Source organism: Pseudomonas sp. NPDC087817 (assembly GCF_044742875.1).
GTDB lineage: Bacteria > Pseudomonadota > Gammaproteobacteria > Pseudomonadales > Pseudomonadaceae > Aquipseudomonas.
In genome coordinates this window covers 1-25,975 of record NZ_JBIUVJ010000017.1, presented here as the reverse complement: position 1 = coordinate 25,975, position 25,975 = coordinate 1, and the positions used below count along the sequence as shown (strand labels likewise).

The 25,975-nt window shown below is 60.1% G+C and carries 10 protein-coding genes; 6 read left to right on the top strand and 4 right to left on the bottom strand.

Translation table 11 applies throughout. The features are described from left to right. Positions 1 to 93 precede the first annotated feature (93 nt). The 6 genes from cobG (at position 94) to ACIONG_RS14125 (ending at position 19,242) form a co-directional block, all read left to right on the top strand. The gene (gene cobG / locus ACIONG_RS14150) at positions 94 to 1,392 is read left to right on the top strand and encodes a precorrin-3B synthase (protein WP_401300272.1); all 1,299 of its coding nucleotides are present in this window, start codon (positions 94 to 96) and stop codon (positions 1,390 to 1,392) included. Beyond that, positions 1,385 to 2,011 (top strand): precorrin-8X methylmutase, encoded by a 627-nt coding sequence (locus ACIONG_RS14145; RefSeq protein WP_401300269.1) that lies wholly within the window; start codon positions 1,385 to 1,387, stop codon positions 2,009 to 2,011. Before cobG ends, ACIONG_RS14145 begins: the two co-directional genes overlap by 8 nt. Then, positions 2,008 to 2,742: a precorrin-2 C(20)-methyltransferase gene (locus ACIONG_RS14140; RefSeq protein ID WP_371919331.1), complete on the top strand. Its 735-nt coding sequence runs from the start codon at positions 2,008 to 2,010 to the stop codon at positions 2,740 to 2,742. The genes ACIONG_RS14145 and ACIONG_RS14140 overlap by 4 nt, the downstream gene beginning before the upstream one ends. Further along, positions 2,742 to 4,442 carry a precorrin-3B C(17)-methyltransferase gene (gene cobJ, locus ACIONG_RS14135; RefSeq protein WP_401300264.1) on the top strand — a complete coding sequence of 567 codons (1,701 nt, stop codon included), beginning with the start codon at positions 2,742 to 2,744 and terminating at the stop codon, positions 4,440 to 4,442. Before ACIONG_RS14140 ends, cobJ begins: the two co-directional genes overlap by 1 nt. 310 nt (positions 4,443 to 4,752) lie before the next feature. Further along, positions 4,753 to 11,910: a TcdA/TcdB pore-forming domain-containing protein gene (locus tag ACIONG_RS14130; RefSeq protein WP_401300261.1), complete on the top strand. Its 7,158-nt coding sequence runs from the start codon at positions 4,753 to 4,755 to the stop codon at positions 11,908 to 11,910. 279 nt (positions 11,911 to 12,189) lie between these two features. Next, positions 12,190 to 19,242: a TcdA/TcdB pore-forming domain-containing protein gene (locus tag ACIONG_RS14125; protein WP_401300258.1), complete on the top strand. Its 7,053-nt coding sequence runs from the start codon at positions 12,190 to 12,192 to the stop codon at positions 19,240 to 19,242. Between the two features lie 78 nt (positions 19,243 to 19,320). On the opposite strand, the gene ACIONG_RS14120 is transcribed toward ACIONG_RS14125, so the two are convergent. From ACIONG_RS14120 to purH, 4 genes are all read right to left on the bottom strand, one after another. After that, positions 19,321 to 19,917, bottom strand: coding sequence for a MarC family protein (locus tag ACIONG_RS14120; RefSeq protein WP_064593220.1), 597 nt, complete (start codon positions 19,915 to 19,917; stop codon positions 19,321 to 19,323). A gap of 62 nt (positions 19,918 to 19,979) precedes the next feature. Next, complete coding sequence (locus tag ACIONG_RS14115) at positions 19,980 to 22,757, bottom strand: hybrid sensor histidine kinase/response regulator (protein WP_213027432.1); 2,778 nt, start codon at positions 22,755 to 22,757, stop codon at positions 19,980 to 19,982. Between the two features lie 99 nt (positions 22,758 to 22,856). Next, the gene (gene purD / locus ACIONG_RS14110; RefSeq protein ID WP_401300253.1) at positions 22,857 to 24,152 is read right to left on the bottom strand and encodes a phosphoribosylamine--glycine ligase; all 1,296 of its coding nucleotides are present in this window, start codon (positions 24,150 to 24,152) and stop codon (positions 22,857 to 22,859) included. 156 nt (positions 24,153 to 24,308) lie between these two features. Further along, positions 24,309 to 25,916: a bifunctional phosphoribosylaminoimidazolecarboxamide formyltransferase/IMP cyclohydrolase gene (gene purH, locus ACIONG_RS14105; protein WP_103306129.1), complete on the bottom strand. Its 1,608-nt coding sequence runs from the start codon at positions 25,914 to 25,916 to the stop codon at positions 24,309 to 24,311. Positions 25,917 to 25,975: the final 59 nt, after the last annotated feature.

The window sequence follows — 25,975 nt, the reverse complement described above, 5'->3', positions numbered from 1 at the left end:
GATCCGACGGCAGACTTTTCATGCCGTCGGACAAAGCAGGCATAATACCGCGCCTTTCACACGCAACCGGTCAGCCCCTTGAACGAACGCCCGATGTCCACCGCCATACGCCCCTCGGCTTGCCCGGGGTTGCTGCGTATTGTCCAGGCATTGGACGGTGGCATCTGCCGGATCAAACTCAATGGCGGCTCAATCAGCGCCGACCAGGCAGATGCTGTGGCCAATGCCGCCGAGCAATTCGCGGGCGGGGCGATCGAGGCGACCAACCGCGCCAATCTGCAGATTCGCGGGATCGGCGAGCAAAGCAGTGCGCTGATCGACAGGCTGCTCGCCGCCGGGCTTGGGCCACGCAACGCAGCGGGCGACGACGTGCGCAACCTGATGCTCAGCCCGACCGCCGGGATTGACCGGCAGATGCGCTTCGACACCCGCGCACTCGCCGAGCAGATTCTCGACACGCTGCAAAGCCACCCCCGTTTCCACGAGTTGAGCGCCAAGTTCGCTGTGCAACTGGATGGCGGTGAAGCACTGGCGATGCTCGAACACCCGCATGATCTGTGGTTGTCGGCTTTCGAACGCGACGGCGAAGCGTTGCTCGCGTTCGGTCTGGCTGGGTGCCCGACGGATCGTGCGGTCGGCGCCGTGACGCTGGAAAACGCACATGCGCTGGTGGTGGTGGTGCTGGAGTTGTTCCTGGATCTGGCTCGACCCGAGCAGACGCGGATGCGTCATTTGCTCGATGAGTTGCCGATGCTGGCGTTTCTTGAACAACTCAGGGCACGCCTGCCGATCAAGGCGAACAGCGGTTGGCAGCGCACCCCGGCAACAGGCGATCTGCATATCGGCGCTCACCAACAAAACGCGGACAACCTTGTTTACGTCGGCGCGGTGCCGCCCCTCGGTCGCCTCGACCCGATCATGCTGCGCGGTGCCGCTCGACTGGCCCGCCAGTTTGGCGACGGCAGCCTGCGTTTCACGCCGTGGCAGAGTCTGTTGCTGCCCAACGTAAAAGCGAGCGATGCCGCTCAATTGCTCGAAAGCCTCAAGAGCCTGAACTTGTTGACCGAGGCCGTTGAGCCCTTGTCGAGAATCATTGCCTGCACCGGCTCAAACGGCTGCGGCAAAGGTCTGGCCGACACCAAGCACGATGCCCGACGACTGGCGACGCTGTTGCCCCAGGCGCAGAGCGTGCACTTGTCCGGTTGCACGCGTTCATGCGCAGCCGCTCACTGTGCCCCGGCGACGTTGCTGGCCGTCAGTGCCGGTCATTACGACCTCTATTTTCGCGATGCAGGGCTGCCGGGTTTCGGCGCGTTGCACGCACGCAATCTTACTATTGAAGCGGCCGCGACCCTGCTCGCCGCCCGCTCCCGGAGCCCCCTTGATGCTTGATTACATCCGCGACGGTCAGGAGATCTATCGCAACTCCTTCGCGATCATTCGCAGCGAGGCCAATCTGGCGCGCATCCCGGCCGATCTGGAAAAACTCGCGGTGCGGGTGATCCACGCCTGCGGCATGGTCGAGGCGGTCGACGGCCTGCAATTCTCTGAAGGTGCGGGCAAGGCCGGGCGCGATGCGCTGGCCGCCGGTGCACCGATCCTCTGTGATGCGCGCATGGTCTCCGAAGGCGTCACCCGTGCACGCCTGCCGGCGAACAACCAAGTGATCTGTACTTTGCGCGACGACAGCGTGCCGGAGTTGGCCCGCGAGTTGGGCAACACCCGCTCTGCTGCCGCACTGGAACTGTGGCGCCCGCATCTGGCAGGCAGCGTGGTGGTGATCGGCAATGCGCCGACCGCGCTGTTCTATCTGCTGGAAATGCTCGACGCCGGCGCGCCGAAACCGGCGCTGATCCTCGGCTTCCCCGTGGGCTTCGTCGGTGCCGCCGAATCGAAAGCAGCGCTGGCCGCTGACAGTCGCGGCGTGCCGTTCGTAATCATGCAAGGTCGGCTCGGCGGCAGCGCCATGGCCGCCGCTGCGGTCAACGCCCTCGCCACGGAGATCGAATGATGCAGGCAAAAGGACGTTTGATTGGCCTGGGCGTCGGCCCCGGTGATCCGGAGCTGATTACCGTCAAGGCCCTGCGCCTGCTGCGCGAATCGCCGGTGGTGGCGTACTTCGTCGCCAAGGGTAAAAAGGGCAACGCTTTCGGCATCATCGAAGCACACCTGCAAGACGCGCAAAATCTGCTGCCGCTGGTGTATCCGGTGACCACTGAAGTCCTGCCGGCACCGCTGTCCTATGAGCAGGTCATCAGCGATTTCTACGACGAAGCCGCCGAGACCGTGGCCGCGCATCTGGATGCCGGTCGTGACGTGGCAGTGATCTGTGAGGGTGATCCGTTCTTCTACGGTTCCTACATGTATCTGCATGATCGGCTGGCCAGCCGCTACGAAGCGCAAGTGGTGCCGGGTGTGTGCTCGATGCTCGGTGGCGCTTCGGTGCTGGGTGCGCCGCTGGTGTATCGCAATCAGAGTCTGTCGGTGCTCTCCGGCGTGTTGCCCCACGAAGAACTGAAACGTCGTCTGGCCGATGCCGACGCAGCGGTGATCATGAAATTGGGGCGCAATTTCCCCAAGGTGCGTCAGGTGCTGGAAGAACTCGGTCTGGCCGAGCGCGCGCTGTACGTCGAGCGCGCGACCATGGCCAATCAGAAAATTGTGCCGATGGATCAGGTCGAGCCGATGTCGTCGCCGTACTTCTCGCTGATCATTGTGCCCGGCGAACGGTGGCAAGGCTGATGACTGCATCCACCCCCGCCATCGTCATACTCGGCCAAGGCAGCCTGGCCACGGCCCGCCGGATTCAGCAGGTGTACCCGGCCGCGCAGATCCACGGCCTCGCCGGACGGGTTGAAGGCGCCGACTGCACCTATCAGGAATTCGGCGCGACCCTGCGTGAGCTGTATCAGCAGGACACGCCGATCATTGCCTTGTGCGCTGCCGGGATTGTCATTCGGACACTGGCGCCACTGCTGCTGGAAAAAGGCGCCGAACCAGCGGTGCTGGCCGTCGCCGAAGACGGCAGCGCTGTGGTGCCACTGCTCGGAGGCCTCGGTGGCGTGAATGTCATGGCGCGGGAAATCGCGGCCGGACTGCACGTCGCCGCAGCGATCACCACCAGTGGCGAATTGCGTTTTGGCACCTGCCTGCTCAACCCGCCGAGCGGTTATGCGCTGGCCGATCTGGAGCTGGGCAAGCGCTTTGTTTCCGATCTCCTGGCCGGGCACAGTGTGCGCATCGAAGGTGCGGCGCCGTGGCTGGAGCAAGCGCAATTACCGGAAGATCCGCAGGCGCAGCGCTCGATTCATGTTGGCAGCGCCGAGCGTGCAGCGAGTGCCAATGAGTTGCTGATTTACCCGCGCAGTGTCGCGGTGGCGGTGAGCAGCGCAGTGGCGGACCTGCCGAATGTCGTTCGCTCAGCGTTGCAGCAGGCGAAAGTCGCGATGCAGGCTTTGGCCTGTCTGGTGGCGGCCGATACTGAAATGGCTGCGGCGAATCTGCGCGAAGCAGCGCTTGAACTGGGTGTGCCGTTACGCTTTGTCGCGGCACAGGATGGCATCGAGGCACTGGCGCTTGCTGCCGTGCCGGAGGCGCAAGTCGTCACGGCGAACGCCATGGCAATCGCGATCACCGAACAGCCCTTGGACGTCGAGAAAGTCGGCCGCCCACGCGGTCGTCTGGCCGTGATCGGCCTCGGCCCCGGCGCGGCCGAATTGATGGTGCCAGCGGTGAAAGCCGAACTGGCCCGCGCCACCGATGTGCTCGGCTACGAAACCTACGTGCGCATGGCCGGCCCGTTCCGCGACGATCAAGTGCAGCACTGCACCGACAACCGCGAAGAAATGCAGCGCGCCCGCCACGCCTTCAGATTGGCCGCTCAGGGTCGTTCGGTGATTGTCGTATCGTCCGGTGACCCGGGCGTGTTCGCCATGGCGGCGGCGGTGCTCGAAGCGTTGCACGAATCGGATGATCCGGCCTGGCACAGCGTCGATCTGGAAATCCTCCCGGGCGTCTCGGCCTCGCTGGCCACCGCCGCGCAGGCCGGGGCACCGCTGGGTCACGACTTCTGCGTGATGTCGCTGTCGGACAACCTCAAGCCGTGGTCGATCATCGAAAAGCGTCTGGATCTGGCCGCCGAGGCGGATCTGGCGCTGGCGTTCTACAATCCGATCTCCCGCGCCCGTCCATGGCAGCTGGGTCGGGCGCTGGAAATCGTCGCGCAGCACCGCACGCCTGAAACGCCAGTCGTGCTGGGGCGTGACATTGGCCGGCCGGGACAAACCTTGCGGACCACGACGTTGGGCGCGCTGACCCCGGATCAAGTGGACATGCGCACGATGGTGCTGATTGGTTCGTCCACCACCTGCACGTTTCCTCGGGCGACGGGTGGTGACTGGGTCTATACACCGCGTTGGTATGGTGAAAAGCCGAATACCTGATCGCAGTTCTCTGCGGCACAGAGGTATTTGTAAGCAACTTCGATTGCGGTGAGATCTGGTCAAGACTTTTGGCTTTAATAATCACTGCAAACAACAAAGCCGCGAACCTCCGGGTTCGCGGCTTTGTGCGTTAATGCAACGGGCAATCTTTGAATGCAATTGTCGCCGGAGTATTCGGCGGAACAGTTTGAATGTCGTCTGATGTTTCGATGGTCATCACTTGAATCGCTTCGCGTTTGAATACGCGGCCCTTGCGCAATAACTTTCCGCCAAAGCGCATGGCTGCATATTCATTCAAGGACGGAAAGTGATGAGAAATTTTGAAAGTCAGACAGAGCACCCCGAGTTTATTTCGCCAGAAGAGTTTTCAGACGTATCCCGGGCAGTGAAGAAGTACGCCAGCTCGATGCAATACGATGCACTTATCCAGCACTACCAGTCATCGATTGAAACGGTCGAGCTGGATGAAAAGCTGTTGGCGGTGAAACTCTTTCAAGAGGTCATGACAGCAATACGCCGTAACCGCAAAACACCCGCGTCAGCATTGATTGATAGGATCAGTACGCGGGTGGAACACTATGTTTCGCGGCTGACCAATACGCTGACGCTGTTGTCCGGGGCCAGTTCACCGGTGCCGAATATCATGCATTTCGTCTGGGTAGGAGGCAGTGAAGTCGGGGTCAATCAGCGCGACTACATGAACATCTGGCGCGAAGTGCTGAAACCGCAGGATTACACCTTCAACCTCTGGTACGACAGTGACGCGCTGCTGGCCTTCGAGATGAACCGGGTCATTCTCGACAGCGCCAGGGTTCATGCGATGGAAACTGGAGGGGATCAAGTCACAAAACCCAGCATCCTGGCCCAAATGATCGAAGACCGCGCCCGCGTCCTCAAGCACCAGATGTTTGCGTATCTCAACCAGCCACAGTGGGCCGGGCGCGCGGACGAAGCGCGGATTGACCTGATGGTGCGCGCCTACGGCAACGATCGCGCAACGCTCGAAGCCTTTCGCCAGAAGTGTCTGGACACGCACCTGAACATGGTCGGGCCGGACCTGCATTTGCGTGACGTTCGCCACGAATTTGCCGGGCACTTTTTGCAGGATGTCTACCAGCGGGAAGTCGCCATGCGCGGCAATTTCGCGGCGGCCAGTGATGTCGTGCGGTTGCAGGCCGAGTATCTGGAAGGTGGCCGTTACAGCGACATAGACTACTTGCCGCCGCTGGCCGAGAAGTTGGGCGGCGTCGATATAACAGGTTTCCATCCAGACGAACGACTCTGGGTATTGAAACTGTTGCTGGATCACAACCAGGAGTTGATGCCAGGGCGGGACCCCCTTCGGTACAAGAACGAAACAGGCGCAATTCCCGCAGGTCATGAAGAGGCATTAACCGCGTTTGCACGTAGTAAGCCCGCTCTTCAGGACATTTTCGTTCCCCCGCCAGTCAGTCGGGTTCCCCAAGACGCTATTCGATTGGGTACTGCGTTTAGCGATCCTTCAAGAGGGGAAATGAACGCTCATATGCTGGCGCATCCCGGCGCGGACATGACCCTGTCCATTATGGAAGTCATCCGGTTCAACTATGACTGCCTTTATGAGGTTGACCGCCGGATGGTTGCAACAGGGGCTGATTGGGCAAACGCTCGTCGCGTGGAGGACATCATTGTTGAGGTGCTGGAGGAGAGAAAGTCCCAGGGCATCACACTTTCCCACGCGGATATGCGCTACATGGGGCTCTTGGGTGCTGCAATTCACAAGTACTACTCGGACGGGATTCGCCCCGAAGCGCGCGGCACGATTGTATTGACCGGTCCGTCTGCGGCGAGTGCAGGCGTCGGTAAGTACACCGAAACACATCTATTGCTTGAGCAGTGGGCAGCCGTTCGCAAAGAACTCAAGTTGACTGAAGGCTTTAACTTATCCACAGAGGAAGAAAACATCACCGGCTGGACCGTGAATGATGAGCCCGAACAATGGCTGAAAAAAGAACAGGAAAAGTGGCAGTCCGGCAAGCTCAAATCCCGTTACGCCGGCAATCTCGCCGAGTTATTGAAAGGACAAACCCTGACCTTCAAACAAGGCTGGCCGGTAATCGAAGGCAAACCGGTGTTGTTGACGGCCGTGCTGCAACAACTGATGGACGACCTCGGCGAACCGTTCATCCGTGCGATGAAGGACAAGTTGAGCGGCGATATCACCTTCGATAAAGCGTTTTCCATCGGTTTCGACAGCCGTCAGCAGATTCTTGCGCAACCCGTCAGTGACCTCCCCGTTTCGCTGGGCGCCGAGTCCACCAGTAACCTCAACGAACTGTTCACTCGCGTTGCTCATGGCTCGCTCGGTGTCGAGCACCTGAGCCCGTTGTTGCGCGTCATGCTGGGGGGCGTGTTCGGCGCCACGACTCTGGATGCCGAAGGATTCGGCAAGGTGTGGCAGGAGGTGTCGAACATCGCCCGGGACACCACAGAGGCTGGCGTGTTCGCCCGTTACCACGCCATCGAAACAGCCCTGCATCAGCGGCAGGCGCCAGTACTTGAGAGCGGCGTTACGCGCCTTGCCCAACCTGACCCGCACACCGCGCAAGAGCTCAAGGTGCTCGCGTTGAACGAAGCGCTGACGCTGACCCAATGGCGCGAGCGTATCGGGCAGATAAACAGCACTGCACAGCGCGAATATCACACGCAAATCCTCCAGCGCGGCGGGCAGGTACGAGACGTGTTTTTCAAGGCCGGCGCGGTGTCCGCGCGGCAGGTGCCGCAGGATCTGCTGATGCGCACCGGTGGCGATCCGGGTCGTCGCTGCTATCCGTTGGCGTTGCTGATGGCCTCGGCATTGGGGCTGGGCGAGTCGGCCGAGCGTGCGCTGATCGGTCGGGTGGCCAATGCCGGCCTGTCGCCGGACGACCCTGATTCGCGGGCATTACTGCTGGCGCTGGATGAGTTGCACGAAGCCACCGCGACCGAGGTGGGTACGCCGCAGGGCGTGCATGGCCTGGAGAGTATCGTGCAGACGCTGGAGGCGAAAACCGCGCCGGCGATACTGCTGCTCAATACCGGTGATCATGCGCTGTTGTTGGCCAAGGTTTTGCTCAGGGGGGAGGTTGTCTATCGTTTTTACGATCCCAACTTTGCGATCTTCGGCTTTGCCGGGGTACGCGAGCTGCAATTGGGCATGGAACGCTACTTGGGTGATGGTGACGGAGCGATAGCGCGTCTTTATGGCCTGGGTGAGCTCGACACGGCGCAGTTCAAGGTGACCGAGTTGAATGCGGCGAGGATTGCCGACAAGGTGCTGTCGTCGAACGTGAAGATCGGTCGTTTTCTGCAAAACGGCGTGATCACTGATGCTCAAGGCGCTTCGGTCTGGGAAAAGCAAGCTGTCGGACGCACGCGCTCGCTGGGTGACAACTCGCGCATGGGTGCCAGCCTCGCGCAACTTGATGCCCGCTACTGGGCGCAGGCACTCGATGAGGCGACCACACGGTTGCGCAGCGAGTACAAGCTGGGGCGTGAATACCTGCCCTTGCTGGAGACAGTGGAAAAAGCCCCCGGGGCAGGGTATTCGCTGACCTTGGTCAACGCGCGCCAGCCGAAAAATACCTTCAAGGTCACCACCGTCGATGTGCGCTTCAGCAAGATCAAACAGCACCTGCAGCGCCTGGTAAAAACACTGGCCGGCAGGGACAGCGGCGCGAGCGAAGCCGACGGCGGCAGTCGCTTGAGTTTTGCCTTTGCGATCCAGACGCTGATCACGGAGATGCGCCATCGCGACTACCTGGCCGGCGACGCGCAAGTACCGGCGTTGTCGATCGCCCTGCAAGTGCAGGTCTACGTCAACTATGCCCAACTGGGCTATGGCGTATTGAGTGACACGGCGCAGATCATCGGTTTGGTGCGACAGGTGGCGGCGAGCGAGCAGGCACTGGCGCTGCGTCAGTCGTCTATGTCTGGACGACTGTTGGGGCGTGTGTCGACGGGGGTTGGGGTCGGATTTTCCCTGGTCAATATCGGTTTCGACATCTATGGACTGAGCGTCGCGCAAAACCAGGAGCAGCGTTCGCGATTCGCTACGCAACTGGCGTTTGATGTCGCGGCATTGGGGCTGGATATTTTCGCCTTGGCCGTCGGTGGAGCCGCAGGCGCTGCGGCAACGTTTCTGTCGGTGCCGTTGCTCGGTGTCGGCATTGGTGCGACGGCCATCGCCAGCAACCTCGGGCAGATCAGCGACAAGGCGCAGGCTGTGGGCGCGCATCTGCGCAAGATTCAGGACGCTTACGGGCAAGGCGCTTATACGCGCAAGGATGGTGTGCTGAGTTTCGAGCCGGAGGCTGTGATCACTCATCTCGATTTGCACGGCAATCAGATCCGCTTCGACAGTCAGAAGTTTTACCCAATGACTCGCGGTGGCCTGGAACTGCCGCAGATCGACCCGAGTCCGCAGCGGTTGGGTCAGGCGATCAATATCCGTGAGGCGCTGGAGTTGCCGCAGGTCATCGGCCTGATCCGCCCCTCGCCCGATGAGCTGCACACCGTGGTACTGCCCTGCACGCCGGGCTGTTATTACGCTTATGAGTATCAGGTTGGCACAGCCGGTTACCCGTATCAGCCCAGCACCGGAGAGTTGGAGCGCGAGCCGCTGACATCAAGTGAGATCAGCTCGCCGGATCTTTTATCGGTTGTTAACCCCGGCGCGTTGATCCAGCACTTGTTGAATCCGCGTATCGAAACCCAATACCCCCATTTGCGTAACAGCGCCGTGGATAAGCTGGAACTCGACAAACAGGGCAACCGACGTTTCTATTTCTTTGCCAATACGCCGATTCCGCACATTCTTTACAAGCTGACGCCGGTCTGCCAGCCGACGAAAATAGTCGTGACACTGGATGCCCTGGTTCGCCAGTTGGTGGTGCCACAACTGCCACCGGAGTGGCACACATTCATCAGTTACGAAATCACTGCCCGCTCGACGGGAGTGTCTCAGCTCAGGCTGACCCCGGGATTGGTGACCGTTGCACTGAAAGCGGCAGAGCCTGGTCAATGGGCGGTCAACGCACCGTGGGTCAAAGACACGCAGATTCACTTTGAGGGCGACTCCCTGCTGATCGACGGCATACGGCTGGATGGGCGCGTGGACTTTCTCAGTCTGGCCGGTGGCGAGCTGTTTCAGGTTGATCGCACAGGCAAGCGCTTGAGTCTGCTGTCCATCACGGTCGAGGACAACAGCGTGGCGCCGGGCGATGGCGCCTTTGGGGTGACCCTTGAAGACCGTGGCAGTCTGCCGAAAGCCCTGGCGCGGATCCGTCAACTGGCCAAGGTGCAGCGATTGGCCGCGGCCTACCTTCCGCTGTACAAGTTCAAGGTGCCTTTCACGCCGGCAGCTCAACCGGTGTTCACCACGGCTTACTTCGACACCGCGAATGATCGGGTGCTGTATGCCCGGGATTTGCCGAAGGCGGTCAATGAAGGCCTTCTGCTCGGCGGCGTCAGCGGTCAACACGCCTGGTTCTACCACCCTGACCATCCCACCCTCTGGCGTGTCGACACCGTCACCGGCACGGTCAATCACCGCTATCGGCTGATGAACGCGGACGGCGGTTCAACGATCAGCGCTGTCGAGCAATTCGCTGACGGGCAACTGCGGGTGACGCAACACATCAGCAAAAGGACAACGTTCGGCGCCAACATGACCATGGATTATGTGATCACCGCCCAGAGCCTGACACTCGTCGGCATCAACACTTGGGAAACCTGGCGCCACGATCGGGTGTTTGCCAATGACGAACAGGACTGGAGCCTGTGGATCGAGCGCTTGCAGCCAGAGCAAACCTTCGATGACGGAACGCCAGCCATGGCTGAGTCGATCAGCACCTGGAAACCCACTCCGTTTGTGAACGGGCGTGTGCATCTGCTTAGTGAGTTCCAGTATTCGGTGTGGATTCGTTTGCACGACAACGCGTTCTATCGCGATGACAGTGGTTCGCCCGAACGTGCCATGCTGATGTGGGATCAGGTCGATGCATCAAGCCAGCTGTTTTTCGACAAGCACCGGACAGTGCTGATTCGCAGTTACGGCGACCCGAACGACCCGGGCGGTTTTATCGATGACATTCTCGAGACGGATGTCGTTGAAGTCGCTTCGCTTGGCGGTCGGTACATCGCCACCCGAACGGACGGACGACTGTTCGAAGTCGACCGCGATGCCTCGCTGAAATTCGTCGGTGTCGGCCAGCGCTGGCTCGCCAGCCACCCGGACTGGCTGGCGGCACTTCCCGCGTTGATGAAAACCACGCAAGAGGCGCCGTTCCCGATTATCGGTTTGCGCAATCTATCTGGCAGTGGCGTTCTCGCGGCGTGGTGCGTCGGTGAGCGGCTTCTGTTGGCGGACATCGGCCACGGCAGGGAACTGTCGCTGCTGGGGCTGACCCCTGATCAACAGGCTGCCTGGCTGCTGGATGTTTCGGCGGGGCAACTCTACCGTCAGACGCTGGTCCGGATCGACGCATTGCATTCTGCGTTTGCCGGCGAGCAACTGCTGCGTCCCGAACGCTTGCCAGTGGCACAGAAGGTCTGGGCGCAATGGACGTTTGCCGAGGTGACGGCACACGGACAAGGCCTGCTCGGGTGCACTCGCGATGGGGTGAATCTGCAACTGCTGGATCAGCAGCCCGCGCTTGTCATCAGCGTGGAAAATCAGTGGTCGTATCTTCCGGGGCAAACGCCGACACAGTTGCAGGCACGTTTGAAAACACTGCTGCAGGGCCAAACCCACGCGCCGGTGCTGACCGTGGAAAACGCCGGAAATCGTTACAAATACTACGTGCCGCAACTGGATCGTCTGTTCGACGTCGCCGGGCGTGCGGATGGCCAATGGGCGGTTTTTCTGGGGACGCGCAACGCGTCGGTACCGATGCTCTTCGACCCGGTGGATGGGCTGATCTTCAGTCGTGGTGCGGCGCCTGACATCTGGCTTGGGAACAGCTATGCCCAGCGTGAAAAAGAGGTGCTGACCCTGGAAATGAACGGCGTGGTCAGCGATGTCGTGGCGATGCTGCCCGATGGCGTCGACAAATTGCTACTGACGTTCGGTGCGCAGGCATCGACCTATCGGATCTCGGACGAAGCCTGGCAGCGGCTGGACTGTATCGTGCTCGATCCCCGACAGCCGGAGGGCGCTGAAGAGTCGGTCATCGGTACGCTGGTTCTGGACATGGCCGACTGCCGACATCTACTGGTGTCGCTGGTCGACGGGCACTTGCTGTTCAGCGATCCGGACAATGCGCACACGCTGATTGTGCGTGACGTCAAACCCGAAGACGGTGCATCGGGCGTGCCGGTGCAAATCAGCATTAACGTCGCCGGTCAGTACGAGAGGTTACTGCTGGATCACTGGCTGAATGTTTTGGAACAGCGTCAGGGTAATAATGGGGAGGTCACAATCGCGGAGTTCTTTAATAACGGCATCTGACATATAAAGGAGAATTAAAAGTGTAAGGTCGTGAGCAATAAGCTCACGGCCTTTTTTATTTTAAATGATGATGAAGTGTGTGCGGTTGCTCCGTATTTGTTGGGGTTCAAGTGGCCTGGGTGCCGGAGTGAAATATAAAGTTCCAAAAAGGCGAAGTTACCGGATTTTGCCGGTGCGAGCTTTTCAAGTGCCGGAAAATAATTGAATCTTTTGCGGTTTGAATTCGCTGTTTTCAATCGTTAGCGTGTCCTCTTTGGTTAATCTGATGAGTTGGAACTTATGCGCAATGTTCAAGGCGTTAATGGTGAAGTCGAATTCGTAAAACTTTTCAAGCTGGCGGATCTTGAAGCGGCGCTAGTCGCTCATAAAGGCAACAAAAGTTATGAGGCGATGTTGCGTTATTACTTCGCTTGCGTGGCCGCAACAGATTCGTCGCAACTACCTGAACCGTTGGGATTGTTCCGTCAGACACTTGAACAAATGCTCGGCAAGGGGCGGGTCCGCCGCGATGGCGAACTGTCTTCGGCGGCAGGGCAAATCTACGACAAAGTGCAAGGGTTCGAATCACGTGTTCAATCGGGCATTGCGTTGCTGAAAACCCCGACGAGCGCCGTACCCAAAAACCTGCATTTTGCCTGGTTGGGTGGTGGCCTGGGCGCCATTCAGTGCGATTACCTCAATATCTGGAAACAGGTGCTGGCGGATCACGGTTACACGTTCAATCTCTGGTACGACAGTGATGCCCTGCTGGCGCATCAAACCAACAAGCTGATTGTCGAAGCCGCCAAGGCCGATGCCTTGGGTCAATTCGCAGGCCAGGATCTTACGCCAACAGAACTGGCTGACCATTACGAGGCACGGGCGATTGTTCTGAAGCAACAAATGTACGCCCACATCAATGCCGCCGTGGCAAACGGCGGCACCGCCGATGATGCGCGAATCGACTTGCTGGTTCGCGCCTATGGCCAGGATGCCGATGCGCTCGAAGCACTCCGTGAACGTAATCGCGGCAGCATGCAGGAAATGGCCAAGGCCGGCTTCAATTTGCGTGATCTGGACACGCGCGAAGTACCGTTGCAACTCCAGGATATCTACGAGCGTGAAATGCGCTTGCGCGGCAATCTTGCGGCGGCATCCGACGTCGTTCGTCTTGAAGCCCTGTATACCGAGAGTGGCAGTTATGCCGATGTGGATAACCTGCCACCCCTGGTGGAAAAAATGGGCGGTGTCGATGTTCAGGCAATGGGGACGAGTGAGCGCCTCGGCGTCTTGCAGTTGTTGCTGAATGAAAACCCTGGCTGGATGCCGGGGCGTAAAAACTCCGAAGGTCACTTGATGCGCATTCCGGAAGAGCATTTGCCGGCGCTGCGGACATTCGCGAAAAGTTCTCCTGCACTGAGTCAGGTGTTTCAGGCACCGACCGATTTGCAGGCCCGCCCATTCATGCTGCGTGCCGTATCCGAAGGCCAGAAGATCAATAACGCGTTCCTGATGGCTCACGCCGGCTCTGCCACGTTGCAAACGGTTATTCAACGTATCCGGTTCAACTATCAACTGATCGATGCCACGATGCTGCTGGCGACGCAGCGCGGTATCGCATTGACCGATGGTCAAACCAGGTGGAAGCTGGCCGAGTCTATTCTGGAGAAATTCTACGGTTCACTGGGCGCACTGCCGGATATTCAGGAGATTCCTGCAAGATTTCTGGCATTTTCCGCCGCAACTTACTTCAGTGATGGCATCCGTCCTGGCAGCGAGGGCACCATCTATCTGACCGGCCCCGGTGCGGTCATTGATGGCATGGCCGATTACGCCATGGTGCATTTCAGTGATTCGCAGGCCGCCATGATCAACGCAGAGTCGGCCATTGCCCGTTATGCCTCGGTCAACCGGTCCACCGAAGAGGAACTGGATCACTCCTGGAAAGACAACACGGAAAACGACGCGGACTGGCTGAAAATAGAGAAGGAAAGCTGGAGCGCCGGCGATTATACGACCCGCTACAACGGTGATCTCGGCGAACTGCTCAAGGGCTCGACCCTTGAGTTTGAACACGGCTGGCCGTTGATCGAAGGACGCGCGGTGTTGCTCACTGATGTCTTGCAGCGCCTGGTCGATGGACTTGGCGAACCCTTCATCAACGCGATGCGCGAAGGGCATAACGGTGCAATCACCTTTGAGCAACCGCTGCCGCTGAGCTTCGCCGATCGTCAGTCGATCAAGCAGCAACCTGCCAGTGCACGGCCTCCCGTGTTTCCAAACGATGCAAAATTCCAGACGCTGGGGCTGGACGAAGTGCTGGCCGGGCTGGGGCATGGAGAACTGGACATTGTCCAGACGACTCCGCTGCAGCGTCTGGCACTGGGCGCGTTGTTGGGGATGGATTCACTGCATAACCAGAACTTCGCGACATTCAGCGGTGCTCTGGATAACCTCGCCAACGGTGTTCGCGACCTCGGCGCATCGAGTCGTTACGCGGCTATCGAGCGACATCTTTATCAACGCAAGGACTCTGCCTTTCTTCACGGTCTGGCCGCTGACTTCATCGACGCTTCAACGTCATCGACCAGTGCGCTGGAGCTGAAGAAGGGCGCGCTGACGAAGGCACATACCCTGCAACAGTGGGGCCGTTATGTGGCGCAGATCCAGCAGGTCGCCACCCTCGAGCATCGCTTGCAGATCGGTGAGCGGGTGGATCAGGTCTTTGCTCAGATGAATGCCAGCAGCGTCCAGCCGGTACCGCAGGATTTGATGCGCAACGGTCTCGGCGAGACCATCGGCGGGCGCTGCTACCCCCTGGCGTTGATGATGAGCGCCGCCCTGACCCAAGGCGAGAAGGCGTCCCATCGTCTGCGCGAACGTTGTTATCTGGCCATTCTCGAGCCGCAGCAGAGTGATTCGATTGCCTTTGTAGAAGCGTTGGAAGAAATGCGAGGAACACCACTGGGCGAGGTCGGCACGTCCTTGAGTCGGGGTGATCTGGCGCAGATCACCACTGCGCTGGAAAACCACGCGACCAACCGCACGCTGATGCTCAACTCTGACAATCATTCGATGCTGGTGGCAAAAACGGTGTTGGACAAGGTCAGCACCTATCACTTTTATGACCCTAATTTCGGCGTCTTCGAGTTCACCGACCCCGTCATGTTCAAGACGGCGCTCGAGCATTTTTTCCTGAAGATGGGCATGGCGAAATACTATGCCGCGTACGGTGCCGGTACCCGGCCGACCTTCGATCTGGTCGAACTGGACGGTGAACGAATAGCGGCCTTGCCGCTGTCGGCCGGGTATGAAGTGGCCAAAGTCCTGACAGCGGACCCGTTGCCGGGACAACCGGCACAAAAGCTGCGCCAGCGTTTGAATAGCGCACATGGGCGGTCGTTGGCCGACAATGCGCATCTGGGGCGAAGCCTGCTGGGGCTGGACAGCCATTGGTGGGGCCAGCAAATGGCTGAGGCGACGACGGCTCTGCAAGAGCTGCATCCTTCGGCAAGCACGCTGGTGCCGTTGTTCGACACCCTTGAGGTCACGCCCGAAGGCAAGTATCGACTGAGCCTGATTGATCCGTCGAAGCCTGAACACGTGGTTGAAGTGCTCAGCGAAGACCATCGACTGCTGCGGATCAAGACCTGGTTGTCCGAGCAGTTTTCCAATCTGGCGCGCAAACCGCAGCCGACGGCGGGCGTGATCGATCCGACCGAGGCCGGCAGCGTGCATACCCTTAATGCCGGTTTCACCATTCAAGCGTTGATGAACGCGTTGCGCAGCCGCGAAGGCGAGGGCCGCACGCTGACCACAGCCGTGCGCCTGCACGCTTACGTCAACTATGCACAGTTGGTGCATGGCAACGTGGTGGACGTGGTCGGACTGATTCGTCTGGTGCGCACGGCACTCAATGAAGAAAAGGTTATCGCTCGCACCGTGGCGCCGGTGGTCAGCGAAGCGCTGGGCCACGCCGCCAATGAGGGTGTCGGCGCTGTGCTGGGGCTGGCCAACGTCGGCTTTGATATCTATCAGTTGGCGACTGCCGAGGACGATGTCGAAAAGGCTCAGTTCGGCACTCAATTGGCTTTTGACTCGGCCAGCCTGGCATTGACAGGGGCGGGTGTGGGTGCGGCATTGACCGGAGCCTCGACGGCGGCGGCGGTTTTGGGCGGGGTCGGCGTGATCGTCGGCGGCCTTGCTGTCGGTGTCGCGGCACTCGCTCAGGGCTTTGCCGGCATTGCGCGTGATGCGCAGGCCGTCGGCAAATTCTTCGCTGACCTGGAGCACGCTTATCGCGGAGTCGGATACCGCTTCGATGCCACTCTTGGGGTCTGGACTGTGCAGCCTTCGCTGCTGGTCAAACGCATTGATCTGGGCAAGGGTAAATTGCACCTCGACAGCCCGAAGCTGTACCCGTTACGTGACCACTTCGGTGTACCGGACTACGACGTCGACTATGCCCGGGCGATTGATATCCGCCAGCAGTTGCACCTGCCGGGAGAGATCGCCTTTACGCCATCCGCCGGGCAGACCATCGTGCTGCCGTGCACACCGCAGACTTGCTACGGCTACGAGTACAAGGCGTTGCCGTTTGCCAACTGGCGCCACGACAGTGGATTCGATACGGCTCGGCGTCTGGAAAAAATTCAGGCGGACGGTACATGGCTGTTCCGGTTTTCGTTTTATTCGTTTCCTTCCGATTACATCGTGCAGCGACTGTTTGCCGATTATCGCGAGACCACCCTCGAAGTGCAGTTGGACGCGGTCGAACGCACGCTCGTGGTGCCGTCGCTGCCAAGTGCCTGGAAAGGCAAAGTCTCCTACAAAATTTCCAGCGCCGGGGCGTCCTGCACACTGGTGCTCAATCGCGGCGCCAACGTCGAGTTGCAGTCGCCGAGTCTGAAAAGTTGCCGCTGGGTGCTGGAGGCGGGCTGGGCCGGTGAAGCGGATATCCGCATCGAACGGGGTGATCTGTACATCGGCGATGTTCACGTGAAATTGTCCGGTCATGGGGCTCATGCCGTGCTGATCCGCACGGCCGGTCAGCAACTGTTTTACGTTGATCAGGTCAAGCGTCAGCTGGACATCCTCGAACAGAGTGCGCCCGCCGGGCTCGATGAGCAGGCGTTGCTCGAGCACTACAAAGCGTTGGCTGGCGAGCATCGTCTGCTGCTGCCCTACACACCGATTCATGACTGGCTGATCCCGTTCGAATCACCGCAGCAGCCCCGTCACGTCACAGCCTGGTATGACGCCCACGAAGAGCGCTTTCTGTACATCCGCACCGAGGACGCCGGGGACACCGAGGAGGCGCAACTGGCGCTGGTCGCCGGTGGCTATGCGTACTTCTGCGTAACGGACAGCTACGACATCTGGCAGGTGGATGCACTCAGCGGCCTGCTCAAGTATCGATACCGTCTACTGCTCGCCGAAGGCGACAGCACGATTGGCAAGTTCCAGACCGATGCCCACGGCGTGATTCATTTTGTGCAAACCGTCAGCGATGTCGATGGCCCGCGCGAGTTGAGTTATCTGATCCATGACGGTCAGTTGCTGCTCAGTTCGGTGACTTACGATCTGCACCGTGAGCTGCAGTCCATCGCGTTTGCCAGTGATACGCTGGCCGACTGGTCATTGTTATTGGGCCAGTATCTGACCGCCCCTGTGTTACCCGAGAAGGAAGAGTTCACGGTTGTGGACTGGCAGCCGGCGGCCTATGTTTCGGTCAGTTGGGCATTCGCTACGGACAAGCGCGACCTGGTATGGATCCGCAGTGCAGATCGACTGCTGATCCATCCACAGCCGCTGGCTCGTCATGCTCGCGGTTGGAAAAATTCGATCAGGAACCTCAACGATCTGGTACTGATGCCGATGCCGGACGACGCTGATGTGTTCTTCGTTTACAACCGGATCGACCAGACCCTGTGCCGCCAGCAGCGAGCCGTTACGCAGGGCCAGGCGCAATGGTCCAACCGCTGGATCGAGCCCGAAGGGTTGACGCAGGTGGTGGCCGTCGACGGGGGGTATCTGGTAATCGACGATGCTGGACGCTTCTTCAATCTGACCGTCCAGGGCGATCTGCTCTTGGGCGGCCTCGGTGAACAATGGTTCAAGGATCGGTCGCAATGGTGGCTTGCGCTGGCGTCGGTCGCCAAGCGCTATCCAGTCGACAGTTTCGCCATTGTCGGGTTACGCAACGTCGCCGGTAACGGCAACCTCAACGCCTGGTTTGTGAATGACCGCCTACTGTTGTGTGACCTGGGGCGCGACCAGGAAGTGCGCCTGCTGGGCCTGACGCCGGATAACAAGGCCGGTTGGCTGTTCAATCTGTCCAGTGGCGAGATCTGGAGCCAGGAACTGATTGAGCCGCAGAACCTCGACCGTGCTTTCGGCAAGGGTTCGCAGCTGTTAGAGGCAGACGCACTGCCGACCCCGAGCCAGGAGTGGGCCGAGTGGCAGTTTGCTGAAGTGCGTGTTGATGGCTCCGGGTTATATGGCACAACACGCGAGGGCGTGTCGATGAAGCTGCGCTATCAGGCGCCGGAGGTGGTCTGTGCGGTCAATCGGCACTGGGTGATGTCGCAGGACGGCCCTCTGGTCGCACGGTTGCAAGGGTTGTTGAGCGAGGTGGATCACGAAGATTTCGTTTCCGTCGAGTCCGCGCCTGACAACCTGCAATGGTATGACGTGCAAAGCGCCAGGCTGCTGCACATCACCAGTAACACCCTGCCCACTGACTTCGCGTTGCTCGGCACGCAAAACCCGTCACAGAGCGAGGCGCCAACCAAGGTGTTGCTGCACCAGCCTCGGGACGGCACGGTGCAGGTTTACCCGGGTATGCACAGCCTCGGGAAGTTCGACTACCTGGAGCGCGATGCTCACGTGGTGACCGTGGCGGGGCAGAACAGGCTGGATGATCTGCTGCCGTTGATTCCCGATGACGTCAACACGATGGTGCTGCGGCTGGGACAGGGTAACGTCACCTGCAAGCTGTCGAAGGCCGCCTGGTTGCGACTCGACTCGCTGATCATCGACTGCCGGCATGCGCTGGGTGAAGTGCCGGCGGTGCCGGGCAAGTTGATCTGGGATTTTGATTCGCCGGAAAAACTGCTGTTCGAGATCATCGGGGATCATCTGCTGATCGTTGACCCGGACAGTGAGCACAGCCTGATCTTCCGGGATGTCTGTGCCGCTGACGTGACGTTGCGTGGCGAGGTCTTCCTCGCGTTCAAAAAACAGCAATCCCATGCCATATCGACATGGGTGCAGCGCTTGCAGGCCGGCAACGTGCGCACGAAAAACGTGACGTTGCAGGCGCTGATGGCAGAGCCGGCGAGCGCCGGTTAAGTCAGGCCGACAGCAAAACGCCGCGAACGATAGCGTTCGCGGCGTTCTGCTGTGCGGTCATTACCCCGGTGTCAGCTCTCAGGGCACCAGATAGCCTTTGACCCCGGTGAAGATGATCTGCGCCGCCAGGGCGCAGACAAACAATCCCATCAGACGGCTGACAATCTGCAAGCCCTGATCACCGAGAATCCGCTCGATGCGGTTCGACAGATACAGCACCACGCCGACCGTGAAACTGGCCAGGGCAATACTCATGATCGCTGTGAGTTTGTCGTCCCAGTGCGGCTGGCTGACGCCCATCACCAGCAGCGCACCGATGGTGCCGGGGCCGACGGTCAGCGGAATGGTCAGCGGCACGATGGTCACGTCTTGCTGCACATTGTCGGTTTGCACCACTGACTTGCCTTGGGCCATGCCCAGCGCCGAAATGAACAGCACGCTGCCGGCGCCGATCCGGAAGGCATCCACTGTGATGCCGAACACATCGAAAATCACCCGCCCGAACAGATACAGCAAGACACTGGAGACCAGGGTGGCGATGGCTACTTTCCAGGCCAGGCGTCGTTGCTCCTTGCGCGAATAACCCCGGGTCAGGCTGATAAAGCAGGACAACACGAAGAACGGGCTGTAGAGCACCAGCATCTTCAGGTAAACGCTGAATAACACGTGGAGCATTGGGCAAGCTCACTGGCGAGGGAAGTCGAGGGAGTCTATCAGGCGCCAAACAGTCTGTCGGCTCAGGACGGTAGTGGGGTGGCCCGGTTCTGCTGATCACGCTGGGCAACCCAGTGCTCGATCAATTCGCGCAACTGCGACAGCTCGACGGGTTTGGACATGTGCCCATCCATCCCCGCTTGTCGCGCGCGCTCCTTGTGCTCGGCGAGGATGTGCGCCGTCAGCGCGACGATCGGCGTGCGGATCCGTTGGTTGCTGACTTCCCACGCACGCAATTGCTGGGTCGCGGAGAAACCGTCCAATACCGGCATTTCACAATCCATCAACACCAGATCGTAACGCTGGGCTTTCATCGCTTGCAGCGCTTCTTCGCCGTTGCTGGCGGTATCCGGTTGCAGGTTGAGTTTGCCGAGCATGCCGCGAATCACTTTGGTGGAAATCGTATTGTCTTCGGCGACGAGGATGCGGAAGTCGCTGGGCACTTTCGCCGCTGTGGCCGGGGTGACCACTTGTGGCTGAAACACTACCTGACCTTTGTTGCGCTGGTTGAGTTCGTCCGCCAGGGTGGTCTTGAGGGTGTAGCCGGCCACCGGTTTGGCAAGGATGCGTTTGATCCCCGAATTGCGCGCAATGATCTTGCTCGGCGCGTTGCTGATGCCGGTGAGCATGATCAGCAGAATGTCGTGGTTCAGGCTCGGGTCTTCCTTGATCTTGGCCGCCAGTTGCATGCCGGTCATACCGGGCATGTTCTGATCGAGCAGGACCACATCAAAGTAATCGCGCAGGTGCGCCTTGGTACGCAGCAACGCCAGCGCTTCCTTGCCCGATGGCACGGCGCTGACGTTGAGGCCCCAGGCGCTGCATTGCTGCACGAGGACTTTGCGGCAGGTATCGTTGTCGTCGACCACCAGCACCCGTGCGCCTTGCAGCGGACTGTCGAGATCGGACGTTGGATGTTCGAGGCGGTCAGGGTCCAGCGGCAGGGTCAGCCACAGGGTGCTGCCCTGATTGGTGCCGCTCTTGATGCCGAATTCACCTTGCATCAAACGGATCAGTTGCCGCGCGATCACCAGCCCCAGATTGCCGCCCAGTCGATTGGCCGAGAGAAAGTGCTTGCTGTGCAGTTCGGCGTGCATCAGCGCGTCGCGCTCTTCTTGTTCCATCGGTGCGCCACTGTCCTGCACGGCGATGCGCAGGCGCGGTTTGCTGCTGCGCTCGTCGAGGGCGACCACAATCAGCACCTCGCCTTCTTCGGTTTTCTTCAGGGCGTTTTCCAACAGGCTCAGCAGGGTCTGGCGCAGACGCGTCGGGTCGCCGCTGATCACCCGTGGCACTTGCGGCTGAATGAAGCTGATCAGCTCGACATTCTGTTGTTCGGCCTTGGCGCGGTAGATGCTCAGGCAATCGTCGATCAAGGCGTTGAGGTCGAACTGCACGTCGTCGAGTTCGATCTGCCCGGATTCGAGCTTGGAGATGTCGAGGATCTCGTTGATCAGGGTCAGCAGTTCGTTGCCGGCGCTGTGGATGGTCTGCACGTAGTCACGTTGCTTGACCGACAGCGGCGTACCGAGCAGCAGTTCGGTCATGCCCAGCACACCGTTCATCGGGGTGCGGATCTCATGGCTGATCTTGGCGAGGAATTCGGCCTTGGCGTTGATCTCGGCATTGCTGGCGGCGAGGTCGCGGCTGATGCTGAAACGGCTTTCGGTGATACTGCGCTGACGCTCGCCCAGCGCAATGCTCATCAGCAGGCCACTGACGCAGATGAATGCCATCAACGTCATGATCAAGCCTTGCGGTGCGACCAGCGTCAGCCCCAGCAGCGCCGGAAGAATGATCAGCGTACCGATGTTGAACACCACCATCGCGGCCACGAACAGGCGTGCCGGGCGGTAGCCTTTCTGCCAGTGATAGGAGGCGACCAGCAACATGCTCAGGCCGGCCAGCGCCACCAGCGCGTAAGTGATGATGTTCAGCGGCAGGGTGTTGACGAACAACAGCAGCAAGCTACAGGTCACGATGAACAGGATGTCGCCCAGCAGCAGTTTGTTCAGCGGGTGCGGGCCGAGTGGAGCGAAGAAGCGCAAGGCGAACATCAACCCGGCCGGGGCGGTCAGCAGCAAGGCCAGATAGGCGCCCGGGGTCTGGATCGCGTGCCAGTTCGGCAGCCACGGGCCGGCGAGGTTGAGCAACAACAACAGACTGAGACCCAGCAGGCCTTCGCACACCGCCAGCCACAGGCTGCTGCGCGAACGGGAATAGGCGTAACGCACCAGATTATGCAGCAGCAGCATGCCGAGACAGCCGAACAGCAAACCGAAGATCAGCGTCTGATTATGATTGGCCGCGCTCATCACCGCCGATTGCAGGGTGATGTGCGGGCGCAACTGATGGTCGGAAACCATCCGCAGATAAACGTCGAGGGGTTTGTCGCTTTGCGGCAGCGGCAGCATGAAGTCGCTGCTCGGCAACGGCCGTTCGGCCTGGGGCTGGTCGGTGCCGGTGTTGCGTTGCTCGATCAGCTGGTCGCCGTCGAGTACGTATAGATTGAGGTGTGACAGGTCGGGGGCGAAGACGCGCAGCACTTGTTCGTGCTTGCCCGGCGCCAGCCGGAAGCGCAGCCACAAGGCGCCATCGGGCTCGGCCGCGGTGAGGCGATCAAGGTCGATGGGGCTGAATTGATTGGTGTAGCGAGCGGAACGGATGTCGCTTAATTGCAGATTGCCCTGATCATCAAGCAATACCGACCAGCCACTGCCTTGCGCGGCCTGGGCCGGAAGCATGCAGAGCAAGGTCAGCAGCGTGACGGTGAAGCTTATGGCAATCCTGAGCCAGCGCACGGCGAAATCCCTTCGTAGGTTGATGCCAGAATATAACGATGCGCGACGGCGGAACAGCCCGGCGAGGAAGGGCATCCTTCGCCGGACTTGGTGTGCAGCTTATTCCTGGGTTTCGCCACGTTCACGGGCAATGGCGCGGTAGCCAATGTCCTTGCGATAGAAGCAGCCTTCCCAGTCGATGGCCGCTGCCAGCTTGTACGCCTGCTGTTGCGCGTCGCTGACGCTGGCGCCCATGGCAGTGGCGCAAAGCACGCGGCCACCGGCGGTGACAACCTGACCGTCCTTCAGCGCAGTACCGGCGTGGAAGACTTTGCCTTCCAGCTTCGCCGCTGCGTCCAGACCGTTGATCGCCGCGCCTTTGGCGTAGTCGCCCGGGTAACCGCCAGCGGCCAGCACGATGCCGACGCTTGGACGCGGATCCCACTGCGCTTCAACCTTGTCCAGCGCCTGCGCCAGTGCAGCTTCAACCAGCAGCACCAGGCTCGATTGCAGGCGCAGCATCACCGGTTGGGTTTCCGGGTCACCGAAACGGCAGTTGAACTCGATGACTTTCGGGTTACCGGCCTTGTCGATCATCAGACCTGCGTAGAGGAAGCCGGTGTAGACGTTGCCTTCTTCAGCCATGCCGCGCACGGTCGGCCAGATCACCAGATCCATCACGCGTTTGTGCACGTCGGCGGTGACCACCGGGGCAGGGGAGTAAGCGCCCATGCCGCCAGTGTTTGGGCCGCTGTCGCCGTCGCCAACACGTTTGTGGTCCTGGCTGGTGGCCATCGGCAGAACGTTTTTGCCGTCGACCATGACGATGAATGAAGCTTCTTCACCGTCGAGGAACTCTTCGATCACCACACGCGAACCGGCGTCACCGAAAGCGTTGCCGGCGAGCATGTCGCGTACCGCGTCTTCGGCTTCAGCCAGGGTCATGGCGACGATCACGCCTTTACCGGCAGCGAGGCCATCGGCCTTGATCACGATCGGTGCGCCTTTTTCACGCAGATAAGCCAGGGCCGGCTCGATCTCGGTGAAGTTCTGGTAGTCGGCGGTCGGGATCTTGTGGCGTGCGAGGAAGTCTTTGGTGAAGGCTTTCGAGCCTTCCAGCTGCGCAGCACCGGCGGTCGGGCCGAAGCAGTCCAGGCCACGGGAGCGGAACAGATCAACGACGCCAGCGACCAGCGGCACTTCCGGGCCGACGATGGTCAGGGAAACGTTTTTCTCGGCGAAGTCTGCGAGCTGCTCGAGGGCCAGCACGTCGATGGCGACGTTCTCGCACTTGGCTTCAATCGCAGTACCGGCGTTGCCCGGCGCGACAAAAACCTTTTGCACGCGCGGATCCTGAGCCACTTTCCAGGCCAGGGCGTGTTCACGGCCACCGCTGCCAATGATCAAAACATTCATTTCAAAAACCTCGGATGACGCTAATTCTGTTGAGCGCCGCTGGGACGCTTTTCTGTGGGAGCTGGCTTGCCAGCGATGCAGGCGACTCGGTTCATCAGTCAGACCGAGGAGATGCTATCGCTGGCAAGCCAGCTCCCACATTTGGATCGAGTTGAATCAGTGACGGAAGTGGCGCATGCCGGTGAAGACCATGGCGATGCCGGCCTCATCAGCAGCAGCAATCACTTCAGCATCACGCATCGAGCCGCCCGGCTGGATCACTGCAGTGATACCCACCTTGGCCGCGTTGTCGAGGCCGTCGCGGAACGGGAAGAACGCATCCGACGCCATCACCGAACCGGCAACTTGCAGGCCGGCGTGCTCAGCCTTGATCGCGGCGATACGCGCCGAGTTTACGCGGCTCATCTGGCCGGCGCCGACACCGATGGTCTGACGGTTCTTGGCGTAGACGATGGCGTTGGATTTAACGTACTTGGCGACTTTCCAGGCGAAGATCAGGTCGTTGATTTCCTGTTCGGTCGGTGCACGCTTGGTCACGACTTTCAGGTCTTCGCTGCCGATCATGCCGATGTCACGGCTCTGCACCAGCAGGCCACCGTTGACACGCTTGTAGTCCCAGGCCGCTGCGCGGTCAGCCGACCACTCGCCGCAGGCCAGCAGGCGTACGTTGGCTTTGGCCGCGACAATGGCGCGAGCTTCTTCGCTGACGCTCGGGGCGATGATCACTTCAACGAACTGACGCTCGACGATCGCCTTGGCGGTCTCGGCATCCAGTTCACGGTTGAAGGCGATGATGCCGCCGAATGCCGACTCGGTGTCGGTGGCGTAAGCCAGTTCGTAGGCCTGACGAATGCCGCCTTCAGCGTCCGGGCTCACGGCCACGCCGCACGGGTTGGCGTGCTTGACGATCACACAGGCCGGTTTGACGAAGCTCTTCACGCATTCCAGCGCGGCGTCGGTGTCGGCCACGTTGTTGTACGACAGTTCTTTGCCTTGCAGCTGGGTCGCGGTGGCGATACCGACTTCGGCAGGCTTGGCCTCAACATAGAACGCCGCGCTCTGGTGCGGGTTCTCGCCGTAACGCATTTCCTGCGCCTTGATGAACTGGCTGTTGAAGGTGCGCGGGAATTCGCTGCGGCCTTCGGTGCTGAGTGTCTCGGCAGCCTGGTTCACGGTGCCCATGTAGTTGGCGATCATGCCGTCGTAGGCGGCAGTGTGTTCGAACGCCTTGAGCATCAGGTCGAAACGCTGAGCGTAGGTCAGGCCACCGGCCTTGAGGTTTTCCAAAACGTTGGCGTAATCGCTGGCATTCACCACGATGGCCACGTCTTTATGGTTTTTCGCCGCCGAACGGACCATGGTCGGGCCGCCGATGTCGATATTCTCGATGGCGGTCGGCAGGTCGCAGCCTGGCTTGTTGATGGTGGCTTCGAACGGGTACAGGTTGACCGCCACCAGATCGATCGGCTTGATGCCGTGTTCGTTCATGATTGCGTCGTCGATACCGCGACGACCGAGGATCCCGCCGTGGATTTTCGGGTGCAGGGTTTTCACCCGGCCGTCCATCATTTCCGCGAAGCCGGTGTAGTCCGCGACTTCCACTGCGGCAACGCCGTTGTCGCGCAGCAGCTTGAACGTTCCGCCGGTGGAGAGGATCTCGACGCCCAGAGCTTCAAGCTCCTTGGCGAATTCGAGGATCCCGGTCTTGTCGGAAACGCTGATCAAGGCGCGGCGGATCGGCAGGCGGGTAGTCTGGTCGGTCATCTCAATTTCCATCAAAAGCAAAGGAAGTCAGCAAAAAAGGCGACCGGTTTTACGCGGGC